This window comes from Albidovulum denitrificans, from assembly GCF_002973535.1.
Taxonomy (GTDB): Bacteria; Pseudomonadota; Alphaproteobacteria; order Rhodobacterales; family Rhodobacteraceae; genus Albidovulum; species Albidovulum denitrificans.
The window spans coordinates 120,436-146,850 of sequence record NZ_PVEP01000010.1 but is presented as its reverse complement, the minus strand read 5'-3'; the positions used below and the strand labels follow the sequence as shown (position 1 = coordinate 146,850).

25 protein-coding genes are annotated in these 26,415 nt (G+C 64.3%); 6 read left to right on the top strand and 19 right to left on the bottom strand.

Translation table 11 applies throughout. The features are described from left to right. From LX70_RS17840 to secE, 19 genes are all read right to left on the bottom strand, one after another. Positions 1–578: GTP-binding protein (locus tag LX70_RS17840; RefSeq protein ID WP_146111629.1), on the bottom strand; the 578-nt coding region annotated here is incomplete at its 3' end. Positions 579–657: 79 nt separating this feature from the next. Next, positions 658–2,781, bottom strand: a complete 2,124-nt coding sequence (gene fusA / locus LX70_RS17835) for an elongation factor G (RefSeq protein ID WP_105516138.1) — start codon at positions 2,779–2,781, stop codon at positions 658–660. 25 nt (positions 2,782–2,806) lie between these two features. Continuing rightward, complete coding sequence (gene rpsG, locus LX70_RS17830; RefSeq protein ID WP_105516137.1) at positions 2,807–3,277, bottom strand: 30S ribosomal protein S7; 471 nt, start codon at positions 3,275–3,277, stop codon at positions 2,807–2,809. Between the two features lie 12 nt (positions 3,278–3,289). Further along, positions 3,290–3,661 carry a 30S ribosomal protein S12 gene (gene rpsL, locus LX70_RS17825; RefSeq protein ID WP_105516136.1) on the bottom strand — a complete coding sequence of 124 codons (372 nt, stop codon included), beginning with the start codon at positions 3,659–3,661 and terminating at the stop codon, positions 3,290–3,292. A gap of 273 nt (positions 3,662–3,934) precedes the next feature. After that, positions 3,935–4,627 (bottom strand): phosphatase PAP2 family protein, encoded by a 693-nt coding sequence (locus LX70_RS17820; protein ID WP_105516135.1) that lies wholly within the window; start codon positions 4,625–4,627, stop codon positions 3,935–3,937. Then, positions 4,617–6,050: an ArnT family glycosyltransferase gene (locus LX70_RS17815; RefSeq protein WP_105516134.1), complete on the bottom strand. Its 1,434-nt coding sequence runs from the start codon at positions 6,048–6,050 to the stop codon at positions 4,617–4,619. The genes LX70_RS17820 and LX70_RS17815 overlap by 11 nt, the downstream gene beginning before the upstream one ends. Further along, positions 6,043–6,348, bottom strand: a complete 306-nt coding sequence (locus LX70_RS17810) for a lipid-A-disaccharide synthase N-terminal domain-containing protein (protein WP_105516133.1) — start codon at positions 6,346–6,348, stop codon at positions 6,043–6,045. Before LX70_RS17810 ends, LX70_RS17815 begins: the two co-directional genes overlap by 8 nt. Positions 6,349–6,350: 2 nt before the next feature. Then, positions 6,351–7,079, bottom strand: coding sequence for a glycosyltransferase family 2 protein (locus LX70_RS17805; RefSeq protein WP_105516132.1), 729 nt, complete (start codon positions 7,077–7,079; stop codon positions 6,351–6,353). Between the two features lie 79 nt (positions 7,080–7,158). After that, complete coding sequence (locus LX70_RS17800) at positions 7,159–8,067, bottom strand: DMT family transporter (RefSeq protein WP_105516131.1); 909 nt, start codon at positions 8,065–8,067, stop codon at positions 7,159–7,161. A 165-nt stretch (positions 8,068–8,232) separates the two neighbouring features. Beyond that, a complete protein-coding gene (gene rpoC, locus LX70_RS17795; protein ID WP_105516155.1) occupies positions 8,233–12,486 on the bottom strand; it encodes a DNA-directed RNA polymerase subunit beta' in 4,254 nt (1,417 codons plus the stop codon). Between the two features lie 73 nt (positions 12,487–12,559). Then, positions 12,560–16,693 (bottom strand): DNA-directed RNA polymerase subunit beta, encoded by a 4,134-nt coding sequence (gene rpoB, locus LX70_RS17790; protein ID WP_105516130.1) that lies wholly within the window; start codon positions 16,691–16,693, stop codon positions 12,560–12,562. Between the two features lie 242 nt (positions 16,694–16,935). Beyond that, positions 16,936–17,313 (bottom strand): 50S ribosomal protein L7/L12, encoded by a 378-nt coding sequence (rplL, locus tag LX70_RS17785; RefSeq protein WP_105516129.1) that lies wholly within the window; start codon positions 17,311–17,313, stop codon positions 16,936–16,938. A 71-nt stretch (positions 17,314–17,384) separates the two neighbouring features. Continuing rightward, positions 17,385–17,900: a 50S ribosomal protein L10 gene (gene rplJ, locus LX70_RS17780; protein ID WP_105516128.1), complete on the bottom strand. Its 516-nt coding sequence runs from the start codon at positions 17,898–17,900 to the stop codon at positions 17,385–17,387. A 398-nt stretch (positions 17,901–18,298) separates the two neighbouring features. Then, complete coding sequence (locus LX70_RS17775) at positions 18,299–18,574, bottom strand: hypothetical protein (RefSeq protein WP_105516127.1); 276 nt, start codon at positions 18,572–18,574, stop codon at positions 18,299–18,301. A gap of 24 nt (positions 18,575–18,598) precedes the next feature. After that, positions 18,599–19,393: a hypothetical protein gene (locus tag LX70_RS17770; protein ID WP_105516126.1), complete on the bottom strand. Its 795-nt coding sequence runs from the start codon at positions 19,391–19,393 to the stop codon at positions 18,599–18,601. Positions 19,394–19,569: 176 nt separating this feature from the next. Beyond that, positions 19,570–20,271, bottom strand: a complete 702-nt coding sequence (rplA, locus tag LX70_RS17765) for a 50S ribosomal protein L1 (RefSeq protein WP_105516125.1) — start codon at positions 20,269–20,271, stop codon at positions 19,570–19,572. 3 nt (positions 20,272–20,274) lie between these two features. Beyond that, on the bottom strand, positions 20,275–20,727 hold the full coding sequence (gene rplK, locus LX70_RS17760; protein ID WP_105516124.1) for a 50S ribosomal protein L11: 453 nt from the start codon (positions 20,725–20,727) through the stop codon (positions 20,275–20,277). Positions 20,728–20,814: 87 nt separating this feature from the next. After that, positions 20,815–21,348, bottom strand: a complete 534-nt coding sequence (nusG, locus tag LX70_RS17755) for a transcription termination/antitermination protein NusG (protein ID WP_105516123.1) — start codon at positions 21,346–21,348, stop codon at positions 20,815–20,817. Positions 21,349–21,534: 186 nt separating this feature from the next. Further along, positions 21,535–21,717 carry a preprotein translocase subunit SecE gene (secE, locus tag LX70_RS17750; protein ID WP_105516122.1) on the bottom strand — a complete coding sequence of 61 codons (183 nt, stop codon included), beginning with the start codon at positions 21,715–21,717 and terminating at the stop codon, positions 21,535–21,537. A 200-nt stretch (positions 21,718–21,917) separates the two neighbouring features. On the opposite strand from secE, the gene LX70_RS17745 reads away from it, so the two are divergent. The 6 genes from LX70_RS17745 to LX70_RS17720 all read left to right on the top strand — a co-directional run bounded on the left by LX70_RS17745 (position 21,918) and on the right by LX70_RS17720 (position 26,177). Beyond that, the gene (locus LX70_RS17745) at positions 21,918–22,142 is read left to right on the top strand and encodes a hypothetical protein (RefSeq protein ID WP_105516121.1); all 225 of its coding nucleotides are present in this window, start codon (positions 21,918–21,920) and stop codon (positions 22,140–22,142) included. Between the two features lie 496 nt (positions 22,143–22,638). Continuing rightward, positions 22,639–23,466: an SDR family NAD(P)-dependent oxidoreductase gene (locus LX70_RS17740; RefSeq protein WP_105516120.1), complete on the top strand. Its 828-nt coding sequence runs from the start codon at positions 22,639–22,641 to the stop codon at positions 23,464–23,466. Positions 23,467–23,540: 74 nt separating this feature from the next. Next, positions 23,541–23,744, top strand: coding sequence for a twin transmembrane helix small protein (locus LX70_RS17735; protein WP_105516154.1), 204 nt, complete (start codon positions 23,541–23,543; stop codon positions 23,742–23,744). 2 nt (positions 23,745–23,746) lie between these two features. Further along, positions 23,747–24,319 carry a cob(I)yrinic acid a,c-diamide adenosyltransferase gene (locus LX70_RS17730; RefSeq protein ID WP_105516119.1) on the top strand — a complete coding sequence of 191 codons (573 nt, stop codon included), beginning with the start codon at positions 23,747–23,749 and terminating at the stop codon, positions 24,317–24,319. A 170-nt stretch (positions 24,320–24,489) separates the two neighbouring features. After that, positions 24,490–25,251, top strand: a complete 762-nt coding sequence (locus tag LX70_RS17725) for an electron transfer flavoprotein subunit beta/FixA family protein (protein WP_105516118.1) — start codon at positions 24,490–24,492, stop codon at positions 25,249–25,251. Further along, complete coding sequence (locus LX70_RS17720) at positions 25,251–26,177, top strand: electron transfer flavoprotein subunit alpha/FixB family protein (protein WP_105516117.1); 927 nt, start codon at positions 25,251–25,253, stop codon at positions 26,175–26,177. The genes LX70_RS17725 and LX70_RS17720 overlap by 1 nt, the downstream gene beginning before the upstream one ends. The last annotated feature ends 238 nt before the right edge of the window (positions 26,178–26,415 follow it).

The window sequence follows — 26,415 nt, the reverse complement described above, 5'->3', positions numbered from 1 at the left end:
ACCGCTTCCATCAGCGCCTTGATCGAGTTCTCGCCGATCTCCGCGTCGCGCCCTTCCAGAGCCGCAAGCGCCGAGCCCTTGATGATCGGAATGTCGTCGCCCGGATAGTCGTAGGAGGACAGAAGCTCACGCACTTCCATCTCGACCAGCTCCAAGAGTTCCTCGTCATCCACCTGGTCGACCTTGTTCAGGTAGACGACCATGTAGGGAATGCCGACCTGACGGCCGAGAAGGATATGCTCGCGCGTCTGCGGCATCGGGCCGTCGGCCGCGTTCACCACCAGGATCGCGCCGTCCATCTGCGCCGCACCCGTGATCATGTTCTTGACGTAGTCGGCGTGGCCCGGGCAGTCGACATGGGCATAGTGACGCGTCGGCGTCTCGTATTCCACGTGCGCGGTCGAGATCGTGATCCCCCGCGCCTTCTCTTCCGGCGCCGCGTCGATCTGGTCATAGGCCTTGAAATCACCGAAATACTTCGTGATCGCAGCCGTCAGCGTCGTCTTGCCGTGGTCAACGTGACCAATGGTCCCGATGTTCACGTGCGGTTTCGTCCGTTCAAACTTTGCCTTTGCCATTGTGGCCTCCTGCTTCGGTACAGGATGGGCGGATCGCCCATCCTACGGGATGGTAGGATGGGCGATCCGCCCATCCCGTTTATGCGTATTTCTTCTGGATCTCGTCCGAGATGTTCTGCGGAACCGCGTCGTAATGGTCGAACTGCATCGAGAACACCGCGCGGCCCGAAGACATGGAGCGCAGGTTGTTGATGTAGCCGAACATGTTGGCCAGCGGAACCATCGCGTCGATGACGTTGGCGTTGCCACGGCTGTCCTGACCACGCACCATGCCGCGACGGCTGGTGAGGTCGCCGATGATGCCGCCGGTATATTCTTCCGGGGTCACCACTTCGACCTTCATGATCGGCTCCAGCAGTTTGGCGCCGGCCTTGCGCAGACCTTCCCGCATCGCAGCGCGCGAGGCGATTTCGAAGGCGAGGACCGAGGAGTCGACGTCGTGGAACGCACCGTCGATCAGCGCGACCTTGAAGTCGATGACCGGGAAGCCCGCCAGCGGACCGCTGTCCATGACCGACTTGATGCCCTTTTCGACGCCCGGAATGTATTCCTTCGGCACCGCACCACCGACGATCTTGCTTTCGAACGAATAGCCCTCGCCCGGCTCGGTCGGCGTGATGACCAGCTTGACGCGCGCGAACTGGCCCGTGCCGCCGGTCTGCTTCTTGTGGGTGTAGTCGATCTCGGCCTGGGTCGAGATGGTTTCACGGTAGGCCACCTGCGGGGCGCCGATATTCGCCTCGACCTTGAACTCCCGCTTCATGCGGTCGACGAGGATGTCGAGGTGAAGTTCGCCCATGCCCTTCATGATGGTCTGACCGCTTTCGATGTCGGTCTCCACCCGGAAGGAGGGGTCTTCGGCGGCCAGACGCTGAAGTGCGAGGCCCATCTTTTCCTGGTCGGCCTTCGATTTCGGCTCGACCGCGATCTCGATCACCGGCTCGGGGAAGGTCATGGTTTCCAGAACCACCTGCTTCTGGGCATCCGACAGGGTGTCGCCCGTGGTGGTTTCCTTCAGACCCGCCAGCGCGATGATGTCGCCCGCGAAGGCTTCTTCGATCTCCTCGCGGTTGATCGAGTGCATCATCATCATGCGGCCGATACGCTCGCGCTTGCCCTTCGTCGTGTTCATGATCTGGTCGCCCTTCTTCAGGACGCCGGAATAGATACGGGTGAAGGTCAGCGAACCGACGAAGGGATCGTTCATGATCTTGAACGCCAGCGCCGAGAACGGCGCCGCGTCATCGGCCGGACGCTCGATGTTGCGCTCTTCCGACTCGTCGTCGGGCGAGAAGCCCTTGAGGACCGGAACGTCGATCGGCGCCGGCAGGAAGTCGATCACCGCGTTCAGAAGCGGCTGCACGCCCTTGTTCTTGAACGCGGACCCCGCCATGACCGGGAAGAAGGACAGCGTCAGCGTCCCCTTGCGGATCAGCTTGCGCAGCGTCGCCTCGTCCGGCTCATTGCCTTCCAGATAGGCTTCCATCGCATCATCGTCCTGCTCAACGGCAAGCTCGATCATGGTGCCGCGCCATTCGTCGGCGACATCCTTCAGATCGTCGCGGATCGGCTGACGAACCCAGCTCGCGCCGAGGTCTTCGCCCTTCCAGACCCACTCTTCCATCTTGATGAGGTCGATGATGCCTTCCAGCTGATCCTCGGCACCGATCGGCAGGGCGATCGGGCAGGGGGTGCCGCCGGTGCGGTCCTTGATCATCTTCACGCAGTTGAAGAAGTCGGCGCCGATCTTGTCCATCTTGTTGACGAAGACGATCCGCGGAACCTTGTAGCGGTCGGCCTGGCGCCAGACGGTTTCGGTCTGCGGCTCGACACCCGCGTTGGCGTCGAGAAGGCAGATCGCGCCGTCCAGAACGGCGAGCGAACGCTCCACCTCGATGGTGAAGTCGACGTGGCCCGGCGTGTCGATGATGTTGAAGCGGTACTTCGTGTCCGAGGTACCCTCGGCGGTCGGGTCTTCCTGGCGCTGCCAGAAGGTGGTCGTGGCCGCCGAGGTGATGGTGATGCCACGCTCCTGTTCCTGCTCCATCCAGTCCATCGTCGCGGCGCCGTCATGGACTTCGCCGATCTTGTGGGACTTGCCGGTGTAGTAAAGGATCCGCTCCGTCGTGGTGGTCTTGCCCGCATCGATGTGAGCCATGATCCCGAAGTTGCGGTATCGCTGAAGGGGGTAAACGCGTGCCATCTTTTAGGTCCTCGTTGCCGCCGGGTTACCAGCGGTAATGGCTGAACGCCTTGTTGGCGTCGGCCATCTTGTGGGTGTCTTCACGTTTCTTGACCGCGGTGCCGCGGCCATTGACGGCGTCGGCCAGCTCAGCCGCCAGACGCTCTTCCATCGTGTTCTCGTTGCGGTTCTTCGCGGCAGTGATGAGCCAGCGGATCGCCAGCGCTTCGCGGCGCTCGGGGCGCACTTCGACCGGAACCTGGTAGGTCGCACCGCCAACGCGGCGGGACCGGACCTCAAGCGAGGGCTTCACGTTGTCGAGCGCTTCGTGGAAGCATTCGACGGGCGAGCGCTTGAGCTTGCCCTCAACGCGGTCGAGCGCGTTGTAGACGATCCGCTCGGCGACGGACTTCTTGCCATCGACCATGAGGTTGTTCATGAACTTCGTCAGAACCCGATCGCCAAACTTGGCATCGGGCAGGATTTCGCGCTTTTCGGCGGCGTGACGACGAGACATCTGGTGATCTCCTTATTTCGGACGCTTCGCGCCGTATTTCGAACGGCGCTGACGGCGGTCTTTGACGCCCTGCGTATCGAGCACACCGCGCAGGATGTGGTAACGAACGCCCGGAAGGTCTTTCACCCGGCCGCCACGGATCAGGACAACGGAGTGTTCCTGAAGGTTGTGCTTTTCGCCGGGGATGTAGCTGATCACCTCGAAGCCGTTGGTCAGACGGACCTTGGCCACCTTACGCATAGCCGAGTTCGGCTTCTTCGGCGTCGTGGTGTAGACGCGGGTGCAGACGCCGCGCTTCTGCGGGCATCCTTCCAAGTGCTGCGACTTGGACTTTCTTGCATTCGCTTCCCGCGGCTTGCGGATCAGCTGTTGGATCGTCGGCATAAATCTCGCCCTATCTCGTTTGCGGCCCGATCAACGACCACTCGTCAGCGGCGTTTCCGGGGGCTTTCTCTCATGTCGTGCCTTGCGCGTCCGCAAAACACCAAAACCGCATTCGTCCCCTTCGCGGGGCCGACGCGGTGGAATTCCAGAGGATCGGGGCTTTCGGCCCGGATCATGACCACTTCAGTACTGATGCCTGCTCACGCGGGTACGGCCCGCAGCACAGGTGGGCGCCGTATAGGGGGAGTCGCGGGGGTTGTCAACACGGGCCACCTAGCCGTGACGGGGCGCCAGAAGCAGCCTGTGAAGGCCAAGTGCGATCAGCCCCACGAAGAGCGCGGCGTCAAGCGTATCGGACAGGAAATGCCGCCCCGTCGCCACCCGCAGCGCCATGCCGGTCAGGGGGACGGCGACGGCCAGAACCAGATAGGCGCGGTACCATCCCGGCCCCGTCGCGCGCCGGACATAGGGCGCCAGAACCGCCAGTGAAATCGCCAGCGCCGTGGCCGCCGCCCCCTCGCCCGAGACGAAAGAGCAGTTATGCGCGCATTGGTCGGCGGGCAGAAGCGGCGGGGTGAATTGCGCGGTCCCGCCGAAGGCGTCGACATTCGCGGGCCTCGCCCGGCCCCAGAAGCGCTTGAGCAGCCCGTCGACCAGCAGGATCGGCCCGAGAAGATAGAGAAGCACGATGAAAAGAGGCGCGCGCAGGTCAAGACGCCGCGCCCGGAAGATCAGGCCCCAGATCACCACGGCAAGGCAGGCCAGGACCAGAACGACGCTCAGCCGCCAGATCGCCTGGCGGATGACCTCAAGTGTGCCGGAACCGGCAAGGAAGAAACCCGCGTCGCTGTCGTAAAAGAGGCCCGAGACGGCAAGGTCCAGCCCCGGCCAAAGCAGGAAGACCGCATTGACGATGACGAAGGCCGCGACCCAGACCCCGGCAAGGCGGCGGTGGTCAATCTGCATTCAGACAGCCCCCAGCCACCCGGTAGACCGCGATGCTCCGCCGCGCATAGGTGCCGCCTTTCGTATCGAAGGTCCGCAGGGGCGGAACCGTCACCCCGTCGCAAACCGGCGCGGTATCGGACACGAAAAGAACCGGGACGTCGTCGGTCAGCGGGTACATCTGTTCATAGTAACTCTTCGCCCGCCCCGCAGGCTTTGGCGTGCGGATCGCCAGCCCGCTGTCGCGCCCGGTATAGAAAAGATCCGCCAGAATGCCACGATCCGTCGCGGCCACCGTCGCAACCTCTTCGGCACGGGCCACGTCAACGATCTGCGCACTTAGCGCCGCCTGCCCCAGATAGCGGGACAAAAGCGGGCGGTCCCCCTGCACGGGCCAGGGCGCGAGGATCGTCAGCAGCGGCAAGAGGACGCAGATCGCCCCGTTGATCGCCAGCGACAGCCAGAGAAGCCCCCTGCCCCGCCCGGACAGCACGGCGACGGCGATCAGAAGCCCCGCGAAATAGGTGGCCACGGCCCAGTTCGCATAGGCCTGCGAAAGAAGCGCCTGAACGCAGACAATCACAAGAACCGGCAGCGACAGCGCCGTCAGCGCCCCCGCCCTCGGCCCGCGCTGCCGCACCCAACCCCAGATCAGCGCCGCAAAAACCACCGGCCCGGCGACCGCGAATTGCGACAGGAAGAATTCCACCAGACTGCCGAAACGCAACCCGCCAAAGCCCGCCCCGCCCCGCACCCAGCCGACATTGTCCATCGTATGCTCGACCGTCGTCAGGTCATGGGTCAGGTTCCAGACGATGTTGGGGGCGATCGTCACCGCAAAGGCGGCCAGCATGGCGATGGTCTGGCGCAGGCTCAGCCGCGCCGTCGGCACGAAGACCGCCGCCAGCGCCGTGCCGATCAGGAAATACACGGCGGCATATTTCGCCAGAAAGGCCAGCCCGATAAAGACCCCGGCCAGCGCCGCCTGCCCTGCCCGGCCACTGTCCACCGCGCGGAACCAGGCCAGCAGCGCCGCCGCATAGAACGGCGCCATGATCGTGTCGGTGGAGATCAGCAGACTTCCCAGCGCCACGAAGGGCAGCGTCGCATAGCCGACCGCCACCCAGACCGCCGCCCGCGCGCCCATGATCCGCGCGCCAAGCGCCCCAAGGATCAGCGCCGTCATGCCATGGAAAAGCGCCCCCGGCAGCCGCACCCAGAACGGCGCGTCGCTGCCGCCAAGCTCGGTCGCGGCGCGGATCACCCAGCCGATCAGCGGCGGTTTCGAATAATAGCCGAAATCGGGGTTCTGCCCCCAAAGCCAGTACTGGCTTTCATCGACGAACAGATCGGTCCGGTTGAACCAAAGCGCCACGATCCGCAAAAGCGTAATCGCGCCCACGGCCAGAAGCGCCGCAGGCAGCCAGCCGCGTCTCTCAGGCATTCGCCTGCCTCTCGCGCCGGATCAGCCAGAGATTACGGGCATAGATGAAGACGCCAAGTGACTGCCCCAGCACAAAGACCGGGTCCTTGCGGTAGATCGCATAGGCCAGAAGGATCAGCCCGCCGCCCATGGAGAAATACCAAAAAAGGATCGGCACGACCGATTTCTTCGCCCGCTCGGAGGCGATCCACTGAACCAGGAACCGGCCCGTGAACATCAACTGGCCAAGAAGCCCGAAGGCGACCCACCAGAACTCCGCCCAGCTTTCGACATGCAGGATGGCAAAGACGCGGTCCATGTTTACCCCTGCCCCGCCTCTGTCGGCCGCGACACCTTGCGCCGCCTGAGAAGCCACATGACCCCGATCAGGTCCACCGCGCCGACGAAGCCGCGCTGAAGGTTGTTGTAGTTCGACCGCCCCTCGCCCCTTGGCCGGTGGCTGACATCGACATGGGCGACCTGCCAGCCGTCGCGGGCGAAAAGCGCGGGCAGATAGCGGTGCATGTGGTTGAAGAACGGCAGCCGCAGGAAGGCCTCGCGCCGAAAGCCTTTCAGCCCGCAGCCGGTATCGCGCGTCTTGTCGTTCAGCGCCCAGGACCGCAGCGCATTGGCAAGGCGCGAGGCGAGCTTTTTCGACATCGTATCCTGCCGCCCGACCCTTTGCCCGGCGACCAGCCCGATCGCATCCGACCCTTCGGCCAGCAAGGGCAGGAACAGTTTCGGCAATTCCTCGGGCGGGTTCTGCCCGTCGCCGTCCAGCGTGCAGACGACCCCGCCCTTCGCGGCAAGAACGCCGCTATGGACCCCCGCGCTTTGCCCGCCCGACACGTCGTGACGGATCAGCCGCAGGTTCGGATGCCCGGCCATGCGCGCGCGGACCAGATCGCCCATACCGTCGGTCGAACAATCGTCGACCACGATCACCTCATAATCGGCCTTGCCCGTGCAGGCGGCGTCGATGCCGTCCAGCAGCGGCAGGATATTGCCGGATTCGTTCCTGGCGGGGATGACGATGGAAACTTCGACCATGACGCTTCTGACCTCTGCGCCCTGCGGCAGGTGGGGGCGGTGGTAGCGGATGGCACCGCGCTTGTAAATGCGCGCGGCCCTAGCGCAGGCGCAGGGGCGCCTTGACCGGCTGGGCGAGCTTTTGGCCCCGCACCCTCTCCCGGTGGAACGTGTAGATCCCCGTCGCGATGACGATGGCGCCGCCAAGCAGCGTGAAGGCGTCCGGGAACTGGCCGAAGATCGCCCAGCCCAGCACCACCGCGAAGATGAGGGACGTATACCGGAACGGCGCCACCAGCGCGATGTCGCCGACCCGCATCGCCATCACGATCAGGATGTACCCGGCGACAAGAAACGCCGAGGCCCCGGCGATCAGCCCCATCTCTGCCCCCCGTACCGGCGCCCAGCCGGAAAACGGCAGCACGGCCAACGCCGTGACCGCCACCGAGGCCGCCGCCGAAAAGGCCACCGTCACCGAGGTCAGGTCCGAGGACATGCGCCGCGTCGACAGATCGCGCAACACCACGAACGCGACCGAAACCAGCCCCAGAAGCGACCAGCGATCAAAGCCCTCGGTCCCTGGCCGCACGATCAGCAGAACCCCGCCAAACCCGACAAGGATCGCGACAAGTCGCCGCCAGCCGACCGCCTCACGCATCAGCAGCGCGGCGGCAAGCGTCACGGCCAGCGGCAGCGATTGAAGAATGGCCGACAGGTTGGCCAGCGGCATGTGGCGCAGCGCAGTCAGGAAGGTGACGGTCCCGCCGACCTCCCCCACCGTCCGCAGCGCCATCCAGAAACGGTCCGACGGGGCCCAGTCAAAACGCAGGGTCCCGGCCCTTATGCCGATTGCGGCGATCAGGACCGTGGTCAGAACGCCGCGCAGGAACATCGCCTGATAAAGCGGCATCGTTTCTGTCACCGCCTTCATACAGGCATCGTTCAGCGTGAAGGCACCCATCGCGATGCCCATCCAGAGCGACCCGCGCGCGTTGTCGGATAGCGTCATCGGCCTGTTCCCTGCCCGTCCCCGCTGTGGACCCTGTCTTCGCGCATAGACCTGCCCCCGCCACGGGGCAAGGTCCGGGGTCCGGGAACATTGTGACCGCTACAAAGCGAAACGCCCCGCGCTTGTGGCGCGGGGCGTTTCCATGTCTCACGTTCGACGCAACGGTCAGTCGCGGCTCTCGTAGGTCTCGACCAGGCTGCTGTCGGCTTCGATGTCGATGACATCGTCCAGCACCGCGCCTTCCGGGGCGGCCAGCGCCGCGGCCTGCTCGGCCTCGGCCCGACGCGCCTCGATGACCTTGTTGTCCCGCTCCTGCGCGATCTTGCGCACGCGCATCGTCGCCCCGCCGGTCCCGGCCGGGATCAGACGGCCGACGATGACGTTCTCCTTCAGGCCGACCAGCTTGTCGCGCTTGCCCTGAACCGAAGCCTCGGTCAGGACCCGCGTGGTTTCCTGGAACGACGCCGCCGAGATGAACGACCGCGTCTGGAGCGAGGCCTTGGTGATACCCAGAAGAACAGGCTCGCCCGTGGCGGGGGTACCGCCGCGCGCCGCGACCTTGTCGTTCTCCTCGTCGAACTCGGACTTGTCGACATGCTCGCCCTTGAGAAGCGTGGTGTCGCCCGAATCGAGGATCTCGATCTTCTGCAGCATCTGGCGAACGATCACCTCGATGTGCTTGTCGTTGATCTTCACGCCCTGAAGCCGGTAGACGTCCTGCACCTCGTCGATGAGGTAGTCGGCCAGGGCCTCGATCCCCATGATGCGCAGGATGTCATGCGGCGCCGGGTTGCCGTCCATGATGTAGTCGCCCTTCTGGACATAGTCACCTTCCTGAACCGGAATGTGCTTGCCCTTCGGCACCATGTATTCGACCGGCTGCAAGGTCTCATCCGTCGGCTCGATGGCGATGCGGCGCTTGTTCTTGTAGTCCTTGCCAAAGCGCACATAGCCGTCAAGCTCGGCGATGATGGCGTGATCCTTCGGACGACGGGCCTCGAACAGTTCCGCCACGCGGGGAAGACCCCCGGTGATGTCCTTGGTCTTGGCGCCCTCGCGCGGGATACGCGCCACGACGTCACCGGCCTTGACTTCCTGCCCGTCCTCGACGGACAGGATCGCATCCACGGACATCGGGTAGCTGACCGGGTTGCCCGCGTCGTTGCGCATCGGTTCACCCGTTGCCGGATCCATCAGGATGATTTCCGGCTTCAGCTCGTTGCCCTTGGGCGCGGTGCGCCAGTCGGTCACGATCTTCTGCGTCATGCCGGTGGCTTCGTCGGTATCGTCGCGCACCGAGATGCCCGAGATGAGATCGACGAACTTCGCCACACCGTCCTTCTCGGCGATGATCGGCAGCGTATACGGGTCCCACTCAAAGAGCTTGGCGCCACGCTTGATGGTTTCGCCGTCCTTGACGTGGATCTTCGCACCATAGCTGACCTTGAAGGCCGCCCGTTCCTGACCGGCCTCATCCACGATCGCGACCTGCATGTTCCGGCCCATGACGATCTGTTCGCCATGCGCGTTCGCAAGCAGCATCGGGTTGCGGAATTCGACCTTGCCCTCTTGCGAGCTTTCCTGGAACGACTGCTGGCCACCCTGGGCAATACCGCCGATGTGGAAGGTCCGCATCGTCAGCTGGGTCCCCGGTTCACCGATCGACTGGGCGGCGATGATGCCGACCGCCTCGCCGATGTTGACCAGCGTACCACGCGCAAGGTCGCGGCCGTAGCACATGGCGCAGACGCCCTCTTCGGCCTCGCAGGTCAGGGCCGAGCGGATGCGGACAGAGGCAACACCGGCGGCCTCGACCGCGTCGGCCTTGCGTTCGTCGATCAGCTCGTTGCGGCGCACGATGATGTCGTCGGTGCCAGGCACCATGACATCGTCCGCCGACACCCGGCCCAGGATACGCTCGGACAGCGGCGAGACGACCTCACCGTCATTGACGGCGGCCGAGGCAGTGATCGCCCGGTCGGTGCCGCAATCGGTCAGCCGCACGATGCAGTCCTGCGCCACGTCCACCAGACGGCGGGTCAGGTAGCCCGAGTTCGCCGTCTTCAGCGCGGTATCGGCCAGACCCTTCCGGGCGCCGTGGGTCGAGTTGAAGTATTCAAGAACGGTCAGACCTTCCTTGAAGTTCGAAATGATCGGTGTCTCGATGATCTCACCCGACGGTTTGGCCATCAGGCCGCGCATCCCGCCAAGCTGCTTCATCTGCGCGGGCGAACCCCGCGCGCCCGAGTGGGACATCATGTAGACGCTGTTCGGCTCTTTCTCCGCCCCGGCGTCGTCGTGACGCACGGCAGAGATTTCGCCCATCATCGCCTGCGCGACGGCATCGGAACATTTCGACCAGGCATCGACGACCTTGTTGTACTTCTCACCCTGGGTGATCAGACCGTCCATGTATTGCTGTTCGAATTCCTTCACCTGATCGCGGACCTCGTTGACGATGGTCCACTTCTCTTCCGGGATGACCATGTCATCCTTGCCGAAGGAGATGCCGGCCTTGAACGCCTCACGGAAGCCAAGCCCCATGATCTGGTCGCAGAAGATGACCGATTCCTTCTGGCCGCAATAGCGGTAGACGGTGTCGATGACGTTCTGCACGTCCTTCTTCCGCAGCAGGCGGTTGACCAGTTCGAACGGCGCCTTGGTGTTCAGCGGCAGAAGCGCGCCAAGCCGCACCCGGCCCGGCGTGGTTTCGAACCGCATGAGGACTTCGTTGCCCTCATCGTCGATCTGCTTGATCCGCGCGGTGATCTTCGCGTGCAGATGCACCTCGCCGGAATCGAGCGCGTGCTGGACCTCGTCGGCATCGGCAAAGACCATGCCTTCGCCCTTCATGCCGTTGCGCTCCATCGAGACGTAATAAAGGCCAAGGACCATGTCCTGCGACGGAACGATGATCGGCGCGCCGTTGGCGGGCGACAGAACGTTGTTCGTCGACATCATCAGCACACGCGCCTCAAGCTGGGCTTCCAGCGAGAGGGGGACGTGAACGGCCATCTGGTCGCCGTCGAAGTCGGCGTTGAAGGCCGAGCAGACCAGCGGGTGAAGCTGAATCGCCTTGCCCTCGATCAGCGTCGGTTCGAACGCCTGGATCCCCAGACGGTGCAGCGTCGGCGCGCGGTTCAGAAGCACCGGGTGCTCGCGAATGACCTCGTCGAGGATGTCCCAGACCTCCGGGCGCTCTTTCTCGACCAGCTTCTTCGCCTGCTTGACGGTCGAGGACAGGCCCTTCGCCTCAAGCCGCGAATAGATGAACGGCTTGAACAGTTCGAGCGCCATCTTCTTCGGCAAGCCGCACTGATGCAGCTTCAGTTCCGGCCCCGTCACGATGACAGACCGGCCCGAGAAGTCGACGCGCTTGCCCAGAAGGTTCTGGCGGAAGCGGCCCTGCTTGCCCTTCAGCATGTCGGAAAGCGACTTCAGCGGACGCTTGTTGGCCCCCGTGATGACGCGGCCGCGACGGCCGTTGTCGAAAAGCGCGTCCACCGATTCCTGCAACATCCGCTTTTCGTTGCGGACGATGATGTCCGGCGCGCGCAGCTCGATCAGCCGCTTCAGACGGTTGTTCCGGTTGATGACCCGGCGATAGAGGTCGTTGAGGTCCGAGGTCGCGAAACGGCCCCCGTCCAGCGGAACCAGCGGGCGCAGTTCCGGCGGGATGACCGGAACGACGGTCAGCACCATCCATTCCGGGCGGTTGCCGGATTCCAGGAAGGATTCAACGATCTTCAGCCGCTTGATGATCTTCTTCGGCTTCAGTTCCCCGGTCGCTTCCTTCAGCTCTTCGCGCAGCTGCTCGGCCGTGGCCTCAAGGTCGATCGCGGCCAGCATCTCGCGGATCGCCTCGGCGCCGATATTGGCGGTAAAGGCGTCGGCGCCATACTGGTCCTGCGCGTCGAGGTATTCCTCTTCGCCCAGAAGCTGACCATAGGAGAGGTCGGTCAGACCCGGCTCGATCACGACGTAGTTTTCAAAGTAGAGGATACGCTCAAGATCGCGCAGCGTCATGTCGAGCATCAGGCCGATGCGGGAGGGCAGCGACTTCAGGAACCAGATATGGGCGACGGGCGCGGCCAGTTCGATATGGCCCATCCGCTCGCGCCGCACCTTCTGGAGCGTCACTTCGACACCGCATTTCTCGCAGACGACGCCGCGATACTTCATGCGCTTGTACTTGCCGCAAAGGCATTCGTAGTCCTTGATCGGCCCGAAGATACGGGCGCAGAACAGACCGTCACGCTCCGGCTTGAACGTGCGGTAGTTGATCGTCTCGGGCTTCTTGATCTCCCCGTAGGACCAGCTGAGGATACGCTCCGGCGAGGCGAGCGAGATCTTGATCTCGTCGAACGCCTTCGGCGGGGTCAGCGGGTTGAACGGGTTGGTGCTCAGTTCCTGGTTCATCTTCAAATCCTTGAATTGGGGCGGTGGGGCGTAGGATGGGCAATATTGCCCATCCTACGGGTGAGACCGGGTCTCACTCCTCCTCCGCATCCAGGAGTTCCATGTTGAGGCCGAGGCCCCGCACTTCCTTGACGAGAACGTTGAACGATTCCGGCACGCCGGCCTCGAAGTTGTCCTCGCCCTTGACGATGCTTTCGTAGACTTTCGTCCGGCCCGCCACGTCGTCCGACTTGACGGTCAGCATCTCTTGCAGGGTATAGGCCGCGCCATAGGCTTCCAGCGCCCAGACCTCCATCTCCCCGAAACGCTGGCCGCCGAACTGGGCCTTGCCGCCCAGTGGCTGCTGCGTGACGAGGCTGTAAGGCCCGGTGGAACGCGCGTGGATCTTGTCGTCGACAAGGTGGTGAAGCTTCAGAAGATACTTCACGCCCACGGTGACCTTCCGCGCGAACTGCTCGCCGGTCCGGCCGTCGAACAGGTTCGACTGGCCGGATTCGTCAAAGCCCGCCCGGCGCAGCGCGTCGTTCACATCGGCTTCCTTGGCGCCGTCGAAGACCGGCGTCGCGATCGGCACGCCGCGCTTCACGGTACCGGCCCGCTCGACAAGGGTGTCCTCGTCCAGCGCGGCGAAGGCCTCTTCATAGGCCTCGTCGCCATAGCCTTCCTTCAGCGCATCGCGCACCGGCGTCAGGTCGCCGGTCCGGCGATAGTCCTGAAGCGCGTCGTCGATCTTGATGCCAAGGCCGCGCGCGGCCCAGCCCATGTGGGTCTCAAGGATCTGGCCGACGTTCATCCGCGACGGCACGCCAAGCGGGTTCAGAACCATATCGACCGGGGTCCCGTCGCCAAGGAACGGCATGTCCTCCATCGGCACCACTTTGGACACGACACCCTTGTTGCCGTGACGGCCGGCCATCTTGTCGCCCGGTTGCAGCTTGCGCTTCACCGCGACGAAGACCTTGACCATCTTCATCACGCCCGGCGGCAGATCGTCGCCCCGACGCACCTTTTCGACCTTGTCGTCGAAGCGGTGTTCCAGCGCGCGTTTCTGCGCCTCGAACTGGGCGTTCAGGGCCTCGACGTTCTGGGCGTCCTTCTCGTCGGCCAGAGCCAGTTGCCACCACTGGCCGCGGCTCAGGCTTTCCAGAAGCTCCTCGTCGATCACCGCGTTCGGCTTGATGCCCTTCGGCCCCTTCACCGCGGTCTTGCCGAGGATCATGGACTTCAGGCGCGCGTAGATGTTGCGCTCAAGGATCGCCTGTTCGTCGTCGCGGTCACGCGCCAGACGCTCGACTTCCTCACGCTCGATCTGAAGCGCGCGTTCATCCTTGTCGACGCCGTGGCGGTTGAAGACGCGCACTTCGACAACCGTGCCGAAATCGCCCGGCGGCAGCCGCAGCGAGGTATCGCGCACGTCGGACGCCTTTTCCCCGAAGATGGCGCGGAGAAGCTTTTCCTCCGGCGTCATCGGGCTTTCGCCCTTGGGCGTGATCTTGCCCACCAGAATGTCGCCCGGCCCCACTTCGGCGCCGATATAGACGATGCCCGCCTCGTCGAGGTTGCGCAGCGCTTCCTCGCCGACGTTCGGGATGTCGCGGGTGATCTCTTCCGGCCCAAGCTTCGTGTCGCGGGCGGCGACTTCGTATTCCTCGATATGGATCGAGGTGAAGACGTCGTCGCGCACGATACGCTCGGAGATCAGGATCGAGTCCTCGTAGTTGTAGCCGTTCCACGGCATGAAGGCGACGATGACGTTCTTGCCAAGCGCCAGTTCCCCCATGTCGGTGGACGGTCCGTCCGCGATGACCTCGCCCTTGGCAACCTTGTCGCCCACCTTGATAAGCGGACGCTGGTTGATGCAGGTGTTCTGGTTCGAGCGCTGGAACTTGCGCAGACGGTAGATGTCGACGCCCGGATCGCCCGGCTCAAGGTCTTCGGTCGCGCGGACAACGATCCGCATCGCGTCGACCTGGTCGATGACCCCGCCCCGGCGCGCCATGATCGCGGCGCCCGAATCCTCGGCCACCTTGGCCTCGATCCCGGTGCCGACGAAGGGCGCGTCCGCTTGCAGAAGCGGCACCGCCTGACGTTGCATGTTCGACCCCATCAGGGCGCGGTTGGCGTCGTCATTCTCAAGGAACGGGATCAGCGAGGCCGCGACGGAGACGAGCTGCTTCGGCGACACGTCGATCAGGTCGATCACGTCGGGCGGGTTCAGCATGAATTCGCCCGACTGGCGGGTCGAAACCAAGTCGTTCTTGAACCGGCCGTCATCGTCGAGGTTGGCGTTCGCCTGCGCGACGGTGTGGCGCATTTCCTCGGTGGCGGACATGTACTGCACGTCATCGGTCACCTGGCCGTCCTTCACGCGACGGTAGGGGGTTTCGATGAAGCCGTACTTGTTCACCCGTGCGAAGGTCGCGAGGGAGTTGATCAGACCGATGTTCGGACCTTCCGGCGTTTCGATCGGACACATCCGGCCATAGTGGGTCGGGTGAACGTCGCGCACCTCAAAGCCCGCGCGCTCGCGCGTCAGACCGCCCGGCCCAAGGGCCGAAAGGCGCCGCTTGTGCGTGACTTCCGACAGCGGGTTGGTCTGGTCCATGAACTGCGAAAGCTGCGAGGAGCCGAAGAATTCCCGCACCGCGGCCGCCGCCGGTTTGGCGTTGATCAGGTCCTGCGGCATGACCGTGTCGATCTCGACCGAGGACATGCGCTCCTTGATCGCGCGCTCCATGCGCAGAAGGCCGACGCGGTACTGGTTTTCCATCAGCTCGCCGACCGACCGCACGCGGCGGTTGCCGAGGTGGTCGATATCGTCGATTTCCCCCTTGCCGTCGCGCAGTTCCACCAGCGCCTTGACGCAGGCCACGATATCCTCGCGGTCCAGCGTGCGCTGCGTGTCGGGCTTGCCCAGATCGAGGCGCATGTTCATCTTCACGCGGCCGACAGCGGAAAGGTCATACCGCTCCCGGTCGAAGAACAGCGTGTCGAACAGCGCCGAGGCCGCTTCGACGGTGGGCGGTTCACCGGGACGCATGACGCGGTAGATATCCATCAGCGCCGTGTCGCGGTTCCAGTTCTTGTCCGCCGCCATCGTGTTGCGGATGTAGGGGCCGACATTGACGTTGTCGATGTCGAGAACCGGGATCGTGGTGATGCCGTTGTCCAGCAGCACCTTCAGCGTGCCGCCCGACACCTCGCCGTCCTTGTCGACGGTCTGGGTCAGCTCATCCCCCGCCTCGACATAGATCGCGCCGGTGTCTTCGTTGATGATGTCCTTGGCGACAAAGCGGCCGAGGATATGGTCGAACGGCACCAGAAGTTCAGTGATCTTGCCGTCTTCCAGCCACTTCTTGACCATGCGCGGCGTGACCTTGTCACCCGCCTTGCAGATCACCTCACCCGTCGCCGCATCGACAAGGTCATAGACCGGCCGCGTCCCGCGCACCCGCTCGGGGAAGAACTTGGTCACCCAGCCCTTGTTCTTCTCAAGCCGGAAATCGACCGTGTTGAAATAGGCATCCATGATGCCTTCCTGGTCGAGGCCAAGCGCGTAAAGCAGCGTCGTCACCGGCAGCTTGCGGCGGCGGTCGATGCGCGCGAAGACGATGTCCTTGGCGTCGAATTCGAAGTCGAGCCAGGACCCGCGATAGGGAATGATGCGGCAGGCGAACAGCAGCTTGCCCGAGGAATGGGTCTTGCCCTTGTCATGGTCGAAGAAGACGCCCGGCGAACGGTGCATCTGGCTGACGATGACCCGCTCGGTGCCGTTGACGATGAAGGTGCCGTTCGGCGTCATCAGGGGCATGTCGCCCATGTAGACGTCCTGTTCCTTGATGTCCTTGACCGACTTGGCGCCGGTATCCTCATCGACATCGAACACGATCAGGCGCAGCGTCACCTTCAGCGGCGCGGCATAGGTCATGTCGCGGCTCTGGCATTCATCGACATCGTATTTCGGCTTCTCGAGTTCGTATTTCACGAATTCGAGGATCGCGTTGTCGTTGAAATCCTTGATCGGGAAGACCGACTGGAACACGCCCTGGATGCCTTCGCCATCGGCGGGCTTCTCGGCGTCGCCGGACTTCAGGAACAGATCGTATGAGGATTTCTGAACCTCGATGAGGTTCGGCATTTCGAGGACTTCACGGATTTTGCCGAAGTACTTGCGGATGCGCTTCTGGCCAACGGTCGCTTGAGCCATGCTCGTCGTCACCTTTCGTCTCTTCGCGGGGGCGTGCCGTCGGGGCCCGGCACGCGCCGCATGCGAATGAAGGGGGGCGGTTCAATTCATGCCCTCCGTCCCACCGGAAAGCTCCCGAACCGCAAAACCACGCCTTGGAAGGGGCATCGGGGCGCAATGCCCCTTCCAAGACAGGTTCGGCTGGGCCCGGGAAACCCCCGGACCCAGCCAGATTTTCACGTCGGGACCGAAGTCCCGGACGATTACTTGAGCTCGACCTTGGCGCCAGCCTCTTCGAGCTTCTTCTTGATCTCTTCGGCTTCGGCCTTGGCCGCGCCTTCCTTGACCTTGCCACCGGCTTCCACGAGGTCCTTGGCTTCTTTCAGGCCAAGACCCGTGATCGCACGCACTTCCTTGATCACGTTGATCTTCTGCGCGCCGGCGTCGGTCAGGACGACGTCGAATTCGGTCTTCTCTTCCGCGGCTTCGGCAGCACCGCCGGCAGCCGGACCGGCCATCATGACCGCGCCACCAGCGGCGGGCTCGATGCCGTATTCGTCTTTCAGGATGGTTTTCAGTTCCTGGGCCTGGAGAAGCGTGAGGTTCACGATCTCTTCGGCGAGTTTTTTCAGATCAGCCATTTCTCTGTTCCGTTCCTAGATTTGTGTTCCAACGTCGGGTTTCAACCCTTTGCGAGGACACGAATGGTTGCTCACGCGGCTTCCCGCTCTTCCAAGGTCGAAAGGATGCCCGCGATGTTCGAAGCAGGTGCGCCAATGGCACCGGCGATGTTGGAAGCAGGCGCACCGATGCAGCCCGCAATGGAAGCGATAAGCTCCTCACGGGACGGCATCGCGGCGACGGCTTTCACACCGGCGGCGTCAAGTGCCGTGCTGCCCATGGCACCGCCGAGGATCACGAATTTCTCGTTCCCCTTGGCGTACTTTTCCGTGACCTTCGCCGCAGCGACGGGGTCTTCGGAATAAGCCAGCACGGTCATGCCCGTGAGGAGTGCTGCGATGCTTTCGCAAGGCTTCCCCTCAAGGGCGATCTTGGCGAGCCTGTTCTTGGCGACGCGGACGGACCCACCCGCTTCACGCATCGAAGCGCGAAGGTCCTGCATCTGAGCAACTGTCATGCCTTCGTAGTGGGCCACCACCACGACGCCAGAGCTTTCGAAGATCTGGCCGAGTTCCTCGACCACTTTCTCTTTCTGGGCTCTATCCACAGTTTCGCTCCAAGTATGGGGGTTTCCCCCCGGCTCAAGTTACCGGATCGCTCCGGCGGCTCTTGGTCCGCATTTACGGAACCAGCACCGCCCGGCGCTCGACGGTACGAGCGTTGGGAAGAATGTCTGATCCCGCCTCGGGCAGGAATTACCGGGATTTGCACCCCAACCCGCCGTCTCGGACGAAAACGAAGAAGCGTGCGACGAATCGCACGCTTCTGCGCCGTGTGGTGTTAGCGGCTTAATAAGGGGTTGCCAAGGGCGTTCCGTTAAAACCGCGCTCCATGATTGGCGAAGGTCGGTGCAGGCTGCCGAACTTGTCGATTCCTGTGCGCATTTTAGCCAGAACACAGAAGGGGCGGCATAACGACTGCCGCCCAAAGATCGCGCAGGTCTTGCTAGCCTTTCTCGAACATCCCGATAATACCTGCAATGTATGAGCTATCTAAAGCGCCTGATCCAATACGCTGGCCGGATCTGCCGTAAAGATCGCCCTGACCGTCGGCCCGAACCTCCAACCTCATGCCCGAGACCCTTTCGTAGTACACGCCGACAATTGCAGCGGGGTTGGGGGTCGCCGACGACCCCGTCGTCGATTGGCCGCCCGCGTGTACCGGGGTGGACAGAGCGGCCGCCATGGCGATGCCGCAGAGAAGCGTGGTGATCTTTTTCATCGTAGTTCCCTTTCCGCCCCCGGATTAAAAACTGAAGCCGACGGACAGCGCGCCCTGGCGCCGGTCGGTGTTGTCGGTGACGTCATACATGCCCAGCGACACGCCAAGGCCCGGCACCTGCGGCACGACCATGGTGAAGCCGATATTCGCCTGCGTCGTCGTGGCCGAGATGGAGGCCGAAAGAACCTCATTCAACCCGACGCCGACACCGGCAAAGACACCCTCTTTCATCAGGCCAGAGCCATCATCCTTGCGGGTGGTGTTGTCGCCATAGCCCAGCGTGAACTGCACCGGCACCTCGCCGCCCGCCGTCTGGAACCCGACAAGGTGGGAGACATAGGCGGAATACTTCTCGTCATCCAGCTTCGCATCGCCCCAGGCAAAGATATTGCCCGCCGAGGCGCCGATGAAGGTGGCCGAATTGCCGCTGGCCCGCAGCATCCGCGCGATGGAGAGGTCAAAGGCACCATCTTCGCCGAAATCCTCAAGCGAGGTGATGTTGACGCCGGTCGTCACGCTCAGCCCCGTCACCGGGTTGCCGAAGACATAGCCCAGCGCCAGATCGCCGTCGCCGCCCTGACCGGACACGCCGCGGCGCGGGTTGGTATAGGTCAGCGCGCCATAGGCGGTGCCGCCCGGCGCCGGAATGGCCGAGTTCGCACCGAAGATCGCCGGGAAAGCGCGGCCCGGTTCGGCCCGCGCGGCGGCGATCACCGGCGTCGGCGCCGGATCGGACAAGCCACCCGCCACGGCGGTCACGGGGACGGACAGGACCATCAGCCCCGCCAGGAATGCAAAAGTGGAGGTGGTGGTTTTCATTATGCTGCTGCCTGCTCTCGATGACTGTTTGGCCCCATGGTGCGGCAATCTGCCCGCAAAGGCCACCCCCGCCAGCAGGCCGCGGCGGGAATTCGCCCTGACTGTTACCCCCGCGCAATAGAAAAAGGCGGGCCTTGCAGACCCGCCTTCCCCTTGTTTCATCGGCTTTCGCCCGATCAGGCGTTGCCCGAGGCCGAGACGAGATCGACACTGACGCCCGGACCCATGGTCGAGGACAGAGAGACCTTTTTGAGATAGGCCCCCTTGGCGCCCGCGGGCTTCGCGCGCGACACGGCGTCCACGAAGGCGCGGACGTTCTCGGCCAGCTTGCCCTCGTCGAACGAGACCTTGCCGACACCGGCATGGATCACACCGGCCTTCTCGACCTTGAACTGGACCTCACCGCCCTTGGCGGCCTCGACGGCGGCTTTCACATCCATCGTCACGGTGCCGACCTTCGGGTTCGGCATCAGGTTGCGCGGGCCGAGGATCTTGCCCAGACGGCCGACCAGCGGCATCATGTCCGGCGTCGCGATGCAACGGTCGAACTCGATCTTGCCGGACTGGATCGTCTCCATCAGGTCTTCGGCGCCAACGATGTCGGCCCCGGCCGCCGTGGCCTCATCGGCCTTGGCGCCACGGGCGAAGACCGCCACGCGCACCGTCTTGCCGGTGCCGTTCGGCAGCGTGACAACGCCACGGACCATCTGGTCGGCGTGGCGCGGGTCGACGCCGAGGTTCATCGCGATCTCCAGCGTCTCGTCGAACTTGGCCGACGCGGCGCCCTTGATCAGCTTGACGGCATCCTCGACCGAAAGGTTCGACTTGCCTTCGAAGGCGGCGCGGGCCGCCGTGCTACGTTTACCGAGCTTGGCCATGATTTACCCCTTCACCTCGATACCGATCGAACGGGCCGAGCCGAGGATGATCTGCATCGCGGCTTCGACGTCGTTGGCGGACAGGTCCTTCATCTTGGCTTCGGCGATCTCGCGCACCTGCGCCACGGTCACATAACCGGCCACGTCGCGGCCCGGCTTTTCCGACCCGCGCGGACGGTTGCGCTTGCCCACCGGCTTCAGGCCAGCGGCCTTCTTGAGGTAGAACGAGGCCGGGGAGGTCTTGGTCTCGAAGCTGAAGGACTTGTCGGCGTAGTAGGTGATGACAACGGGGATCGGCGCCCCCTGCTCCATCTCCTGCGTCTTCGCGTTGAAGGCCTTGCAGAATTCCATGATGTTGATGCCCCGCTGGCCCAGCGCGGGACCGACGGGGGGCGACGGGTTGGCTTGCCCCGCCTTGATTTGCAGCTTGAGCTGCCCGACGACTTTCTTGGCCATGTGGCCTCTCCTTTGTCACTGGCACCCCGAAAGGTGCAGTTTAGTGGTCCGGCCCGCCCACAGGCGCGGCCTCCCACGGCTCACACGTCAGGCGACTTTCTGCACCTGCGTGAATTCCAGCTCGACCGGCGTCGGCCGGCCGAAGATCGACACCGTCACCTTCAGGCGGCTTGCATGTTCATCGACTTCCTCGACCATGCCCGAGAAGCCGTCGAACGGCCCGTCGGTCACCTTCACCTGCTCGCCCACCTCGAAGCTGATAAGGCTGCGCGGCGCGGCCTCCCCTTCTTCGACGCGGTTAAGGATCTGGTTGACCTCATCGTCCCGCATCGGCATCGGCTTGCCCTGCGGGCCGAGGAACCCGGTCACCCGGTTGATCGAGGTGATGAGGTGATAGCCCCGGTCGGTCATGTCCATCCGCACCAGCACATAACCCGGCATGAAGCGACGTTCAGAGGTGACCTTCTTGCCGCGCCGGATTTCCAGCACTTCCTCGGTCGGGACCAGAACCTCGTCGATCTCTTCCTCAAGGCCCTTCTCGACCACGGCAGCCCTGATCTGCTCGGCGACCTTCTTCTCGAAGTTCGAAAGAACGCTCACCGAATACCACCGCTTCGCCATCTGCCTTCGACCTCGCTCGTCCGGCGGCGGACCGCCGTTTTATTCCGTAAATTCAGTGGGTTTCCCCACGCTCACCCGAACAAAAAACAGCGCGCATACCGAATCGTTGCGCGCCGGTGTCGGGAAATTTCGCCCCGCATACAAAGCTTTCCCCGCGATTTCAAGGCTGATCGCCCGCCCGGCGGATCAGCCCAGAACCGCCTGAAGGCCGCTGCGGATCACCAGATCGACGAGGAAGAAGAAGACCGAGGTCAGCGCCGCCATGATGAAGACCATCACGGTCGTCAGCAGCACTTCGCGCCGGGTCGGCCAGACCACCTTCGCCGTCTCGGAACGGACCTGCTGAAGGAATTGCAAGGGATTGGCCATAGGAACGTACCCGCTTTCGGATTGTGATCTGCGATGCGGCGCGAGATACGCGGCCTTTGTGGCGAATTCAAGCCCGCCGCCCCGCGATCGGCGGGACATCGCGCGTGGCGTTGCCTTTGCGCATCGTCTTTGGCCGTCTTGATCGAAACCCCGGCCCGGCCCTAGACTGCGATCCTGCATCCCAAAGCACGGAGGACCGCGTGACCAGCGATCTGCTCATCGTCTTCGGCCTGGCTTGCGTGGCGATCGGCCTGATCCGCCTGCTGTCCACCTTCGCGGCCGACCAATCGATCGGCGGCGCGGTGATCATGGGCGGCCTCGGCTGCGCGATGATCCTTGCCGGGGCGGCGATGAACCCGATGGGCTTCACCGCGCAGAACATCCCCGACGCCGTGATGCGCGTCGTCGACCGCTTCGGCGGTTAGTACCGCGGAGCAGGCGGCCGAAGGGTTCCACCCCGCCCCGGACCCCGGCGGTCAGGGGCGGAGGTCCCGGATCGGGTCCGGGACGCGGTCTCCCCTTCCCTACGCGCCAGGCGGCGGACGACCGCGGGTGGGCGCAGGAGCGGCTCTGTCCGGCAGTTTATCGCGCGGCCCCGCCAAACGCTTGTGGCCCCCGCAACGTCACGAAAGCGCCCGCCCTCCGGGGCGGTCGGGCGCTGCCCGGCGGCACGCGATCGCGCGCCTTGTTCCGGGCGATAGGGGATAATGGAGCCTCCGGGGCGACAAAGCGCGGACGGCGAGGCCCGATCCTGCCCCGTCCCGGACTTGATCCGGGACCTCGGCGGTCGGGGGCGGAGGTCCCGGATCAGGTCCGGGACGCTCGCTCAGGCCACCTCAGCCCACCCCACCTGCGCGCAACAGCCCCCCAACCGCCCGCAACCGCCTTGCCCGCGCGGCGCGGATACGGCAAACGGACGGCATGACGCGCTCCATCCTCATCACCGGCTGTTCCTCCGGCATCGGCCATGACGCCGCCCACGGGCTTGCCCGCGCGGGCTGGCGTGTCTTTGCCACCTGCCGGGCCGAGGCCGACTGCGCCCGCCTGCGCGACGAGGGCCTGGAAAGCTTCGCCCTTGACTATACCGATGCCGCCAGCATCCGCACCGCGCTGGATGAGGCGCTGTCGCGCACCGGCGGCACGCTGGACGCTCTGTTCAACAACGGCGCCTTCGGCTGCCCCGGCGCGGTGGAGGACCTGCCGACCGATGCCCTGCGCGAGATTTTCGAAACCAACCTCTTTGGCTACCACGAACTGACCCGGCTGGTGATCCCGGTCATGCGGGCGCAGGGCCATGGGCGGATCGTCAACTGCTCCTCCGTCCTCGGCCTTGTCCCGCTGCACTGGCGCGGCGCCTATGTGGCGACCAAATTCGCGCTGGAAGGCCTGACCGACGTTCTCAGGCTGGAAATGGCCGATACGGCCATAAAGGTCATCCTGATCGAGCCGGGGCCGATCACCTCGAAGATCCGCGTCAATTCCATCCCGCATTTCGAACGCTGGGTGAACTGGCAGGAGAGCCCGCGCCGGGCGCAATACGAATCCACCCTCCTCAAGCGGCTTTACGAAAAACGCGGGCCGGACCGCTTCGAACTGCCCGCCTCGGCGGTCACGGCCAAGCTGATCCGCGCGCTTGAGGCCGACCGCCCCGCGCCACGCTACTTCGTCACCACGCCGACCTATCTGATGAACATCGCCCGCCGCATCCTGCCGACAAGCGCGCTCGACGCGCTGATCCGTCGCGGATAGCGCATCAGGCCGCGCTGGCCTTGGCGCGCCGGGCAGGCTAGACAGGGCGCCACGCGCGAACCGGGAGAGCCATGATGACAAGGGACCCGCTATTCATAATCGTCGCCATCGCCTGCCTGACGGTGCTGGTCATCCTGATGATCGGGGTCGGCGGCTTTGCCAAGGGGGGGGAGTTCAACCGCAAGCACTCCAACCGCCTCATGCGCTACCGCATCATCGCCCAGGCCATCGCGGTCGCGCTGATCCTGCTCTTTGTCTTCTTCCGGCGTGGAGGCTGACCATGGTCGTCCTGAACAAGATCTACACGAAAACCGGCGACGGCGGCGAAACCGCGCTTGGCAATGGCGCACGGGTCGCCAAGCACAGCCTGCGGGTTCAGGCCTATGGGACGGTGGACGAAACCAACGCCGTCATCGGCCTTGCGCGGCTGCATGCGGCGGGCGAGACCGATCTGGCGCTGGCGCGGATTCAGAACGATCTGTTCGACCTTGGCGCCGATCTCTGCCGCCCCGACATGTCGCGCGACGATGAGGCGGGCCACCCGGTGCTGCGCATGGTCCCGGCGCAGGTCGAACGGCTTGAGGGGGAAATCGACGCGATGAACGCGGGCCTTGCGCCCTTGCGCAGCTTCGTCCTGCCCGGCGGCAGCGCCCTTGCCGCGCATCTGCACCAATGCCGGACCGTGGCGCGCCGCGCCGAACGTCTGGCGGTGGAACTGGCGACGGTGGATGAGGTCAACGCCACCGCGATCCGCTACCTCAACCGCCTGTCCGACTGGTGCTTTGTCGCCGCCCGCGCCGCCAATGACGACGGGCAGGGCGATGTCCTCTGGGTGCCGGGCGCGAACCGCTAGGAAATTTTGCGTTCCTGTCTGTCGCTAACAGTCAAAAACGTGGCGTCCAGCGACGTTCCAATGTCGATTTTTCGCTGTCACCTGCGAAGCGAAGCCGTTAACACGGCGGGCGAGAGCTCGTCTTGCCGTTCCGTAAGGGGCGGCCATTGTTCAAGGGAGATATGCCACCGATGAAGGTCCTTGTGCCTGTCAAACGAGTGATCGACTACAACGTGAAGGTTCGCGTGAAGGCGGACGGGAGCGGTGTCGATCTTGCCAACGTGAAGATGTCGATGAACCCGTTCGACGAGATTGCCGTGGAAGAGGCGATCCGTTTGAAGGAGAAGGGCGCGGTCGAGGAGATCGTGGTGGTCTCGATCGGCGTGAAGCAGGCGCAGGAGACCTTGCGGACCGCTCTGGCCATGGGCGCCGACCGGGCGATCCTGATCGAGGCGGCCTCGGACGTGCATACGGATATCGAGCCGCTGGCGGTGGCGAAGCTGCTGAAGGCCGTTGTCGATGCGGAGCAGCCGGGGCTGGTCCTCTGCGGCAAGCAGGCGATCGACAATGACATGAACGCGACGGGCCAGATGCTGGCCGCGCTTCTGGGCTGGTCGCAGGCGACGTTCATTTCCGAGCTTTCCATCGACGGCGACAGCGCCACGGTGACGCGCGAGGTCGATGGCGGCTTGCAGACGATCAAGGTGAAGATGCCCGCCATCGTGACGGTGGACCTGCGCCTGAACGAGCCGCGCTATGCCTCGCTTCCCAACATCATGAAGGCGAAGAAGAAGCCGCTGGAGGAAAAGACCGCCGCCGATTACGGCGTCGATGTCACGCCGCGGCTGACGGTGGTGAAGACGGCCGAGCCCGAGGGCCGCAAGGCCGGGATCAAGGTCGGCTCTGTCGATGAGCTGATCGCGAAACTCAAAGACGAAGCGGGGGTGATCTGATGGCTGTTCTTCTGCTTGGAGAAGTGACCGACGGTCAGCTTTCGGTCGATGCGACGGCCAAGGCGCTGACGGCGGCGAAGATGCTGGGCGAGGTGACGGTGCTGTGCGCCGGGGCCAAGGCCGCGGAGGCTGCGGCGGAAGCGGCGAAGCTTGACGGCGTGAAGAAGGTTCTGGTGGCCGAGGATGCCTCGCTGGGGCACCGCCTGGCCGAACCGACGGCGGCGCTGATCGTCTCGCTCGCGGGCGATTACAGCCATATCGTCGCGCCGGCCACGACGGACGCCAAGAACGTGCTGCCGCGCGTGGCGGCGCTTCTCGACGTGATGGTGATCTCGGACGTCTCGGGCGTCGTCGATGCCGACACGTTCGAACGCCCGATCTATGCCGGCAACGCGATCCAGACGGTGAAATCGGGCGACACGGTCAAGGTCGTGTCGATCCGCACCTCGACCTTCGAGCCTGCGGGCGCCGGTGGCTCCGCGCCGGTCGAAACGGTGTCGGCGGCGGCGAATCCCGGCCTGTCGGAATGGGTCGAGGACAAGGTCGCGGCCTCGGACCGGCCGGAACTGACCTCGGCCAAGATCGTGGTCTCGGGCGGCCGTGGCGTCGGCAGCGAGGAGAACTTCGCGCTGATCGAGAAGCTCGCCGACAAGCTCGGCGCGGCGGTGGGCGCGTCGCGCGCGGCGGTCGACTCGGGCTTCGCCCCGAACGACTGGCAGGTCGGCCAGACCGGCAAGGTCGTGGCGCCGGACCTTTACGTCGCGGTCGGCATCTCGGGCGCGATCCAGCACCTTGCGGGCATGAAGGACAGCAAGGTCATCGTCGCCATCAACAAGGACGAAGAGGCGCCGATCTTCCAGGTCGCCGATTACGGCCTGGTGGGTGACCTCTTCACCGTCGTCCCGGAACTGACCGACAAGCTTTGATCACCCCGACAGGTCGATTGAACGAGGGAAGGCCCGCCGCTCTGGCGGGCCTTTTCGTATGGGGCAGTTTCTGCTTTTCGACACCTGCACCCCGCGCGAGACAGCGGCGCTTGCGCCGCCGCGCATCGCCGGGCCACCCCCAGGCCCGGCGATTGGCTGATGTCCCGCGCGACATCCATGTCGGACTGGCTTGGCTGGCATAAAGCGTGATGCAGGAACGCCGGATCGCCGGACCGTG

Coding starts and splice junctions, on each gene's coding strand:
- rplK (WP_105516124.1), bottom strand. CDS start 20,727: ATGGCCAAGAAAGTCGTCGGGCAGCTCAAGCTGCAAATCAAGGCGGGG.
- rpsL (WP_105516136.1), bottom strand. CDS start 3,661: ATGCCGACGATCCAACAGCTGATCCGCAAGCCGCGGGAAGCGAATGCA.
- rplL (WP_105516129.1), bottom strand. CDS start 17,313: ATGGCTGATCTGAAAAAACTCGCCGAAGAGATCGTGAACCTCACGCTT.
- LX70_RS17735 (WP_105516154.1), top strand. CDS start 23,541: ATGACAAGGGACCCGCTATTCATAATCGTCGCCATCGCCTGCCTGACG.
- LX70_RS17770 (WP_105516126.1), bottom strand. CDS start 19,393: ATGAAAACCACCACCTCCACTTTTGCATTCCTGGCGGGGCTGATGGTC.
- LX70_RS17815 (WP_105516134.1), bottom strand. CDS start 6,050: ATGCCTGAGAGACGCGGCTGGCTGCCTGCGGCGCTTCTGGCCGTGGGC.
- LX70_RS17730 (WP_105516119.1), top strand. CDS start 23,747: ATGGTCGTCCTGAACAAGATCTACACGAAAACCGGCGACGGCGGCGAA.
- rpsG (WP_105516137.1), bottom strand. CDS start 3,277: ATGTCTCGTCGTCACGCCGCCGAAAAGCGCGAAATCCTGCCCGATGCC.
- fusA (WP_105516138.1), bottom strand. CDS start 2,781: ATGGCACGCGTTTACCCCCTTCAGCGATACCGCAACTTCGGGATCATG.
- secE (WP_105516122.1), bottom strand. CDS start 21,717: ATGGCCAATCCCTTGCAATTCCTTCAGCAGGTCCGTTCCGAGACGGCG.
- LX70_RS17810 (WP_105516133.1), bottom strand. CDS start 6,348: ATGGACCGCGTCTTTGCCATCCTGCATGTCGAAAGCTGGGCGGAGTTC.
- LX70_RS17800 (WP_105516131.1), bottom strand. CDS start 8,067: ATGACGCTATCCGACAACGCGCGCGGGTCGCTCTGGATGGGCATCGCG.
- rpoB (WP_105516130.1), bottom strand. CDS start 16,693: ATGGCTCAAGCGACCGTTGGCCAGAAGCGCATCCGCAAGTACTTCGGC.
- LX70_RS17805 (WP_105516132.1), bottom strand. CDS start 7,079: ATGGTCGAAGTTTCCATCGTCATCCCCGCCAGGAACGAATCCGGCAAT.
- LX70_RS17740 (WP_105516120.1), top strand. CDS start 22,639: ATGACGCGCTCCATCCTCATCACCGGCTGTTCCTCCGGCATCGGCCAT.
- LX70_RS17720 (WP_105516117.1), top strand. CDS start 25,251: ATGGCTGTTCTTCTGCTTGGAGAAGTGACCGACGGTCAGCTTTCGGTC.
- rplA (WP_105516125.1), bottom strand. CDS start 20,271: ATGGCCAAGCTCGGTAAACGTAGCACGGCGGCCCGCGCCGCCTTCGAA.
- rpoC (WP_105516155.1), bottom strand. CDS start 12,486: ATGAACCAGGAACTGAGCACCAACCCGTTCAACCCGCTGACCCCGCCG.
- LX70_RS17820 (WP_105516135.1), bottom strand. CDS start 4,627: ATGCAGATTGACCACCGCCGCCTTGCCGGGGTCTGGGTCGCGGCCTTC.
- LX70_RS17775 (WP_105516127.1), bottom strand. CDS start 18,574: ATGAAAAAGATCACCACGCTTCTCTGCGGCATCGCCATGGCGGCCGCT.
- nusG (WP_105516123.1), bottom strand. CDS start 21,348: ATGGCGAAGCGGTGGTATTCGGTGAGCGTTCTTTCGAACTTCGAGAAG.
- LX70_RS17725 (WP_105516118.1), top strand. CDS start 24,490: ATGAAGGTCCTTGTGCCTGTCAAACGAGTGATCGACTACAACGTGAAG.